The following is a 7,549-nucleotide window of genomic DNA, read 5'->3' as shown; positions in this document are numbered from 1 at the left end:
TTGAGATAGATGGTTTTTGGCTGGCATACATTATAACTAATGCTCGCTTATCTTATATTTATATTATACAATCTAGCTGCGTATCAGCTTACCCGCATTATTGAAAGCAAAGTCCAACCTGCCAAATGTATCAACTGTCTGCGCTATCATGTTGGCAACGTCTTCTTCTATCGAGACATCGGCTCGTACAAAAATCCCCTTGCCGCCAGCTTGCTCAATAAGCGTGACGGATTCTGCTCCCTCGTTTTCACGTCGTCCAGCGACGACGACGTTAGCGCCTTCTTGGGCGAAGGCAATGGCTGTCGCACGTCCGATACCAGAAGTGCCGCCAGTGACGAGAACAACTTTGTCGTTAAATGCTTTCATGGATATAGAACGCGGATTTTTTTTACAGGGCAGTATAACAATTTCCTGCAAAGTATCATACAGCGGGCTAACTCGTTATTAGAGAGAAAATTTTCGTCTAATATCCCTATAGAACCCATTTGAGATATTTTGACGATGCACAGACACCGAGCGATGAACAGACAACGGACGATCGACAGACAATGGGCGATCGACTCGCAGCCTCAAAGATGTCAAATGGGTTCTATAATCGCACTTTGAGATACCTAACCTCACCCTGCAACCTGCACCCCCTGGGTTGCAGAGTGAGCCGATCGCCTTTTTGACGTAAAACCCCAAAATCTAAAATCTAAAATCTAAAATCCAACGCCAGGAGCCGATCGTAACTTTCTAGCTTCTGCCTCAAAGCTAAATTGTTGGGGCTGGTTTGGTTGCCAAGACGTTTGATGCACCGTTGCCTGGAAATGGCCCCCCACTTCTAAAAGCTAGAGAGCCAGGTAAAAATCAAAAATATTTTCTATTCTGATGAAGCTGTAACGGTTACAAGCTTTAGGCTGGGAAAGTAAAGGTCTGACCCAGACTTTTCGATAGATTTCTTGCGGAAAATATTAAATCCGACATTCCGCACCCTTTAGACAAAAGCCTCTCGCTCAGGACAATTTGCGACCGTAGTTGTACACTTCTTCTTCGCCCAAACGGTCAATAATCGCCCAATGTACTGTGTTGAGTTCAGGAATTTGTAACATAAATATCCAGTTAGCTTCTATGCTTTCCCCTTTTGTTGGGAGCATCGGTGTCTCTGGAGTACACAGGGTAATTTTAGTGGTGGGTTTTCGCAGATATTGGTAAGACGAGGGTAAATGGTCGCCGTTAAAATAGGCGTAGGGCACACCCACAGCCGCAGCATTATCAGCGATCGTGTCTAGAACCGAGCCTTCTTGTGAGTTGTCAAGTTCAAAGCTATCGTATGCTGAAGTTAATGCTTCCTCAAAAGTTACCTGACCGCCTAAAGCTTTCTGTGCCTCAATCGCTTCTGGATCTGCCTCTAGAATTAGATTGTCTAAGCCAAGGGATGAAGTTAGATTAGACAGTTTTTGACTGTGCTCAGTATAAGCATAGCTAGACATCAAGTTTCCCATCGCATCCAAAAGCCTTCCCTCGTCTGAAGAGTTATTCCAAACAGAGCGTTTGCTACCGAAAGAGAAGCAGCCTGATTCGGGATGCACCTCGTTAGTATAAACTCGACACTCAGCTCCTTTTTTCAATACTGTCCCCGTAGGAAAAGAGAATTCTTGGTTGCGATTGTCTGTGTGAATTTTCCAGCCTGATATATCTATATCAATCAGCCCATCGTTGACAATAGCGATATATTCGTCCGCCTCAGTGGATTTAACGCTTCCGTCTGAAAAAATCCTCGAAATCCTGACGTGGGGCGTTGCCTGTGAGAGATCGAGTATTGCATACAGCCCTTCTCCATCAGGACTAGAAACGAGAATTTGATTGGCCTGCTCGTCAGGTTGGAAATCGATAATCGAACTGCCATTGCGTTGATAGAGAGATTTAACTCCAGCAAAAATCGGATGTTCGCTATTAATGGGTTGATTTCCTGAAATCCCGTTATAGCTTTCTTTAAACTGTAAACCAACTTCCCAAAGAAACCAGTTAAAGTTATACGCTTCAGCATAGTCCTCATCTTCCGTCTCGGCAGCTAAATAAACGTTCCCTCCGGCTCCAACCAAATCTCTGATTCTATTCTCATCAATACAAATTTCATGTGTAAAAATCGCATCCACATCTTCTGGGATGTCATATCCAACCGTCCATGTATGACCAGCTTCAGTCATTGTCTCTGCTAAAGCCGATTCAGATTCGGCATCCGGGTCAGCGTAAGAATGAAAATTTCCTGGACGACCGCCCGTAAACCAATTCGCAATATTTTTAGCAAAAATTGCCGCGTCAGGAGATTGTTCAAATCCGACGTTACTTAAAGTTGAAGCATCATTAGCGAGAAAGATTTTGCCTAATTTTTTATTCATTTACTTGGTTCCTAACCTTCGGAGTAGTTGATGGACTTGCTGGTGCGGGTGCAGGGAAAGATGGCTAGTTGTTGCTGTGACAAAATCCTCACTTCTAAGTGGAGATTATTAATCACAAAAGGAATGCCAACTCCATCGCTCGCTTTTATAGACATATCCTTAATATAAACAAAATAGTCCGATAAAAATGATAAAAAATATTGGGAGAGAACGGGACAAGCCCTTTAGCAAGAATCTAAACACTCCAGCCAGCAATCTTGATACTTACGAGCCAGAATTAAATGCAACTGTAAATGTGACGCTCGACAGGATTAAATACAACGCTCGCCAGGATTAAGTGCAACTAGCTTGCAATTATCGGTTTGAGCCAGGAGAACCGTGCAACTATCAATAGAATTTCCACTTAGTAGCGGTTTCGCGCCCTTTAGGGAGTGCTGGCAAAAATTTCAGCGCTTGGCGTAAATTTCTGCACGATTGCTACTCAAACCCCTTCACCCTCTCCACAACATAACTCTACCCAAGTCTCCTTTTCTTTCTTGACAGACAGAGCAAATAATCTTACCAACGGCATCTCACACCCACAAGCCGGGTTAGGGCACTTTACCGTCCTCGCTCGTCGCAACCGCTTCGGGAGCCTCATCCCGCATCCACTTCCTGTAATAGCGCACATCAAGAGCTTTTGTTACGTTTCTTAATCTCGTGTCCTCGGAATGCACGTATCTCGTCTTTACCCCAATAGTGCGCGCCGCTTATTCCAGCTACGGCGAACTTTTTGACTGGGCAAAACAACAATTCCGCAACCCCAATTGACGCTTGAGTTGAAGATAATTTTACCCTTTTTCAGAGAAAACTGGACTGCCAACATTTTCGTATTCATGCGTTTTTTCTTCTTTTTCGGATAATCAGATTCCAGCAGACCCGCGCATCCGTACTGTGAGGGATGCGTGGACTTTCCTCAGAACCACAAATCACCTTGCCTAACCAGTCGAGCGGCTTCCATTCTCTGCCTCCCAGACTGGAGATGATACAGGCGATGAACTGATGCACTCGAACAAACCACCAGATTGTCTGGTGAGTTATTGGTTTTGTCATGGTCTAGATGATGGACAATTTCACCAGGTCTGAGCTTGCGGCCGATCGATTGTTCGGCAACAATTCTGTGCAAGTAAACAACTTTGTAACTCATGGTTTTTCTAGATAAACGGGGAAAATTGCTTGAGATGTGTTCAAAGGTTGCAGTGGAGTTGAATCATAAATTTCCTGAAACCAGGCTTTATCAGATTCAAAAACTGCTGCCAGAGCTGGGATTAACCATTGCCACTGTTCTTGCGGAATATCAGCGCAATCGTTTTCAATCCGGCTGATCTCACATAAACTTACATTTCTTCCAGTTCGAGCGGTCAATTATTGAGCTAGTTCTGTTTGACTCAATTGAGAATGCAACCTGGCATTTTTGATTAATCTGCCAAAAGTTATTTCGCACTTCATGATTGATATTTTTGAATAAGCTCTACCCTAATTTTAGTGTTGTTTAACTTGTTTAGACATATAAAATAATACTTTATAGCGAAGTTAATTGGCAGCTTTCAGTTACTTTTAATGACTCCATACTGAGTTAGTATGAAGTCTCTACTCGCATTAAATTGCCCACCACTTTAACGAATTAATTAATTTCGTGGCTTTTTCTATGATGCGATTGGTAACAGTATCATCAATCCGATTTAGTAAACCGAGTTCAAAGCAAGCATCAAAGCAAGCATCACGCCAAGCACTTTCCTTACTTTCATAGATCGTAAGGGGCGTTTCTCCGTAGCTTGCGGGGCGCGAATGCGCCATCGTCACATAATTTTGTGTTGCATAGAAAACTAACTTTGCTGTGTTTCCAGGGAAGAAATCAGGAGCAACAATTTCATGCGTAACTTCGCAAGGTACAAGTTCTTCTCCTCGCTCTGGGTGGTTATTGAGCTTCAAACCTTCATCGGTCGCGGGCAACAGTCTCAGTTGCTGTTCAACTTTTTCTGGGATGGGCAAATTAAGCGAATTCATAATTAAACCAGTAAGCAATCAATACTCTACAGCGAAGCTTATAACGAATTTGTACAACTTGCCACATCAGCGTAACATCAGAAACGTTACTAGAAACAACACACGAAACGTTACTAGAAACATAGTCAAAAACATTCTTTACTAAAATTTAGTATCTCTCCATTTTATAAGGAGTTAGCGTTAAACTAGAACCTTCATGTTTATTGTCAGTATAGAGGGAATATGGGTGAAGCTAAACGTAGAAGAGAGGCTGGATTGGGATTCGATCCAAATCAAAAGTTAATTACTGGTTGCTATATTGCTCCGGCGATGATAAGCGATCGACACACAGTTTACTTAGGGATTAGAAGGAAAAAGGCTCATATAGCTAGCAGTAAACCCTTATCAGTTCATACAAACATAACAGATTCTTGGAAAGTTCTGACTGACTGTAAAGAAATCTTAAAGAATTGCTCTTTTTCCATGAACCAATCAGATGAAGAGGTTTTTAAGTTATTCAAGGAAATGCTACTTTCTACCTATGGAAACCAGAGTGAGGAAGGCGATCGATATCAAGTATCGGGCAACATAGATGCTTTCAATTCCTGGATGAACGAAGGCAACTACCGAGACAAAAATAATCCACCGCCAGGGGTGAAAATTACCCATTTAACATCGGTTGTCAGGAAACGTTACAGAGTTTTCAGCAGTCCCATTAAAAAGGAATCACCCAAATTCTATGGAAATCCTGAAGATAATTCGGTATTTCACGTAGGTGAAAGTTTTGACCGCCCTATTGCCGGAACCAAAAATGAACTGTTTATCTGGCAAACTTATGTAATTGCAGGATTTTTCGCTGATTACCTGAATCTTCATGATAAAGATTCCCTGAGCGCTGAGGAAGCTCAAAGACTAACTCACGAAGTACAGGATTTGATGAATCAGGAGCGAGCGCCAGGAGTCGCCATTGAACAATCGCATTCTAGATGATACGGAAGCTGGCGGGGTGGCGGTGGCGATCGCCCATCCCGCAAATAATTTGTTGACTGCGTTTGCAGACTTTGCCGTCTCGGAAACCGAGTCCATGTCCGGGACATATCCTCTGGCATCCGTCGGGATCTAAGGCTGGTGCGGGCAAATGTCGTTGACCAGGGTGTGGTCTTTGTAAGCTTCCTCCAAATCAGGGATGAAACTGTATGAGGGAGCCAGGAACGGCATCTCTCGAACACAGACCATTTTTTTCAGGAACGGTTCGCCAATCACGTCCTCCGCCCGTTGGATGCGAGATGGCCAGTCATCAGGAGTTTCATAAATCAAATCATTGAAAACCTCTTCAGCCAGTCCATCCCACCAGAAACGGTAATCGTAGTGAAAATGTAGGTCATCAAAACCAATGATTTTTGAATCTGAGTGGGGAGGATAGGGGAGAATGGGCAGTACCGGAAAATGCTTATAATTACGAAGTGGAGAGCTGTAAATTGTACTTGCCACACAAAGAACTGATGCCACTTGTCCGATCGCTATTTCCTCAAGTTGAGCTTTCATATTATTCAATGGTGCTATTTGTAGTAGCTGGAAAGCAGCCAGCATTTAACTACTTTCCCATTTGCAAAAAATTACACATTTCCTAATTCAATGCGTTCCAAATACTCCGATAAGTTATTAAATTGCTGAAGGTCGGCAACGGAAATTTCTACAGTATCACCGTGGATGCCGGCAGCCGGGAAAAAGCCCAAAAGTTTGACTTTATCAAATGAGTCAACAATTTGGACAAAGATATAGGCAATGCAATCGTCTTGGACTGGAACAGAAATCTCTGTTTCTCCTTCACCAATTCTACAACATTCAATCTTCCCGATTCCTGGTAGCATCAAATCAGCAACATCTAAAATTCCTTGAAGTACCTGATTCTCACTCTCATCTTTGTCTAAAATGGTTTCAAATTCCATCCATCCCAAGAGATGATTGACCGCCCACACTGTTAGCGTATTGTAGAAAACTTGTTGACCTTTCTTTAAATCAGCTTGCTCTGAAGCAAAAGCTAAAGCTAAATTGTAGATTTCCGGGTCGATCGTCCATTCCGTCAAATCATCTTCCATTTTTGGTGCCTTCTCAACTAAGTCACACCCTAAAAGCGAAGCATAGCGGGGTATTACTCCCGCTGTTGCTGCTGGGGGAAAGCGCGGAACGAATCGAGCGACTATTAAACAAATCCGAAAAAAAATAGATTTAATCGTAGCTTCGGTAGAGATTCTTATCCTTTTTCTGGGTTGTTGTCCCTTTGGCAGTTGCTTTGTTTGATAAGTTGCAATCACGCCCCAGGAATGGGGGCATAATTCTGTTATAGCTACTGTGGAGTTGCTTGATAGAGTTTGGTTTCTCGTTTCACAAGCTCTACCTGCTGCTGAGTCAACAGACAGAAATCTTCAATCTGTGGATCGATCGCCACAACGAGAAGCTGTCCCTGAAGGATGACCCGCTTCGGAGTAAGCATAGTTGGCTGACAAGCTTTCCGCAAGAACTCCTCATCACACAGAATGACGATTGACGGGTCAGAGTAACATTGATAGACAGGTTCCAAGTAAGCTTCTTCCCCTGGAAATCCTACAAGTTTTTGAAGTTCTGGCAGTTGGGGAAGTTCAGTTGCTACTTCTTCTTCAATTCCTGTTGAGTTAACTAAAATGTAAAATGGCATCTGGGACGGCTCCTGTCGTAAAACGGTGTTGAATTACAGAAAATCTCAATCCCGCAGCGAAGCACTAAAATCCTTTTCGGGCTTGGGTAGTTTTTGGTGTAGTTTGAGTTCTTCTTTCACCATTTTTACTTGCTCAAGATTTAGGAAACACAAATCTAATAGTGAGTTGTTAGTTCCAAGAATAACTACCTGACCGAAAATCACGTCTCCCTTTTTAGTTACACAAGTCGGTTTTAGCCCTTTCGGTTCTAGGTCATTATCACAAATTATGACAATCTTGGGATCACAGAAGTTAGAAGAATCTAGCACTTCAAAAGTAGCTGGCTCTCCTTCAATGCCAACCAAAGTTTGAATTTCGTCTGTTGTGAGCATCTTCTCTGTAGTGCAAACTTTAATGTTTTGGTCGTTGTCAATTAAAACGTAATACATTGTTGAAACTGGGAGCGAC

Annotated in this window: 12 protein-coding genes; 3 read left to right on the top strand and 9 right to left on the bottom strand. The window is 42.8% G+C overall.

Annotation, left to right across the window (positions count from 1 at the left end; genetic code table 11):
* Positions 1 to 72: 72 nt before the first annotated feature.
* The 4 genes from E5S67_RS22645 to E5S67_RS22630 form a co-directional block, all read right to left on the bottom strand.
* The gene (locus E5S67_RS22645; RefSeq protein WP_172190628.1) at positions 73 to 366 is read right to left on the bottom strand and encodes an SDR family NAD(P)-dependent oxidoreductase; all 294 of its coding nucleotides are present in this window, start codon (positions 364 to 366) and stop codon (positions 73 to 75) included.
* A 629-nt stretch (positions 367 to 995) separates the two neighbouring features.
* On the bottom strand, positions 996 to 2,381 hold the full coding sequence (locus E5S67_RS22640; RefSeq protein WP_216670653.1) for a lamin tail domain-containing protein: 1,386 nt from the start codon (positions 2,379 to 2,381) through the stop codon (positions 996 to 998).
* A gap of 11 nt (positions 2,382 to 2,392) precedes the next feature.
* Entirely contained in the window at positions 2,393 to 2,536 is a 144-nt protein-coding gene (locus tag E5S67_RS22635; RefSeq protein ID WP_172190625.1) for a hypothetical protein, read from the bottom strand.
* Between the two features lie 800 nt (positions 2,537 to 3,336).
* Entirely contained in the window at positions 3,337 to 3,567 is a 231-nt protein-coding gene (locus E5S67_RS22630; RefSeq protein ID WP_172190624.1) for an HNH endonuclease signature motif containing protein, read from the bottom strand.
* Here E5S67_RS22630 and E5S67_RS32630 point away from each other — a divergent pair.
* On the top strand, positions 3,566 to 3,745 hold the full coding sequence (locus tag E5S67_RS32630) for a hypothetical protein (RefSeq protein ID WP_216670652.1): 180 nt from the start codon (positions 3,566 to 3,568) through the stop codon (positions 3,743 to 3,745). The two genes, E5S67_RS22630 and E5S67_RS32630, sit on opposite strands and share 2 nt — an antisense overlap.
* A gap of 274 nt (positions 3,746 to 4,019) precedes the next feature.
* On the opposite strand, the gene E5S67_RS22620 is transcribed toward E5S67_RS32630, so the two are convergent.
* Complete coding sequence (locus tag E5S67_RS22620; protein WP_172190622.1) at positions 4,020 to 4,427, bottom strand: hypothetical protein; 408 nt, start codon at positions 4,425 to 4,427, stop codon at positions 4,020 to 4,022.
* Between the two features lie 462 nt (positions 4,428 to 4,889).
* Here E5S67_RS22620 and E5S67_RS22615 point away from each other — a divergent pair, with 462 nt between their 5' ends.
* Positions 4,890 to 5,396, top strand: a complete 507-nt coding sequence (locus E5S67_RS22615) for a hypothetical protein (protein WP_216670651.1) — start codon at positions 4,890 to 4,892, stop codon at positions 5,394 to 5,396.
* Positions 5,374 to 5,529: a hypothetical protein gene (locus E5S67_RS22610; protein WP_172190620.1), complete on the top strand. Its 156-nt coding sequence runs from the start codon at positions 5,374 to 5,376 to the stop codon at positions 5,527 to 5,529. The genes E5S67_RS22615 and E5S67_RS22610 overlap by 23 nt, the downstream gene beginning before the upstream one ends.
* Here the strand turns inward: E5S67_RS22610 and E5S67_RS22605 are convergent.
* From E5S67_RS22605 to E5S67_RS22590, 4 genes are all read right to left on the bottom strand, one after another.
* Positions 5,526 to 5,951, bottom strand: a complete 426-nt coding sequence (locus tag E5S67_RS22605) for a hypothetical protein (RefSeq protein WP_216670650.1) — start codon at positions 5,949 to 5,951, stop codon at positions 5,526 to 5,528. The two genes, E5S67_RS22610 and E5S67_RS22605, sit on opposite strands and share 4 nt — an antisense overlap.
* A 71-nt stretch (positions 5,952 to 6,022) precedes the next feature.
* Complete coding sequence (locus E5S67_RS22600) at positions 6,023 to 6,505, bottom strand: DUF1822 family protein (RefSeq protein ID WP_172190618.1); 483 nt, start codon at positions 6,503 to 6,505, stop codon at positions 6,023 to 6,025.
* A gap of 248 nt (positions 6,506 to 6,753) precedes the next feature.
* Complete coding sequence (locus tag E5S67_RS22595) at positions 6,754 to 7,101, bottom strand: hypothetical protein (protein ID WP_172190617.1); 348 nt, start codon at positions 7,099 to 7,101, stop codon at positions 6,754 to 6,756.
* A gap of 45 nt (positions 7,102 to 7,146) precedes the next feature.
* Complete coding sequence (locus E5S67_RS22590; protein ID WP_172190616.1) at positions 7,147 to 7,530, bottom strand: hypothetical protein; 384 nt, start codon at positions 7,528 to 7,530, stop codon at positions 7,147 to 7,149.
* Positions 7,531 to 7,549: the final 19 nt, after the last annotated feature.

This window comes from Microcoleus asticus IPMA8 (assembly GCF_013179805.1).
GTDB lineage: Bacteria > Cyanobacteriota > Cyanobacteriia > Cyanobacteriales > Microcoleaceae > Microcoleus > Microcoleus asticus.
The sequence above is the reverse complement of the archived record's forward strand: the minus strand, read 5'-3'. Positions and strand labels throughout refer to the sequence as shown.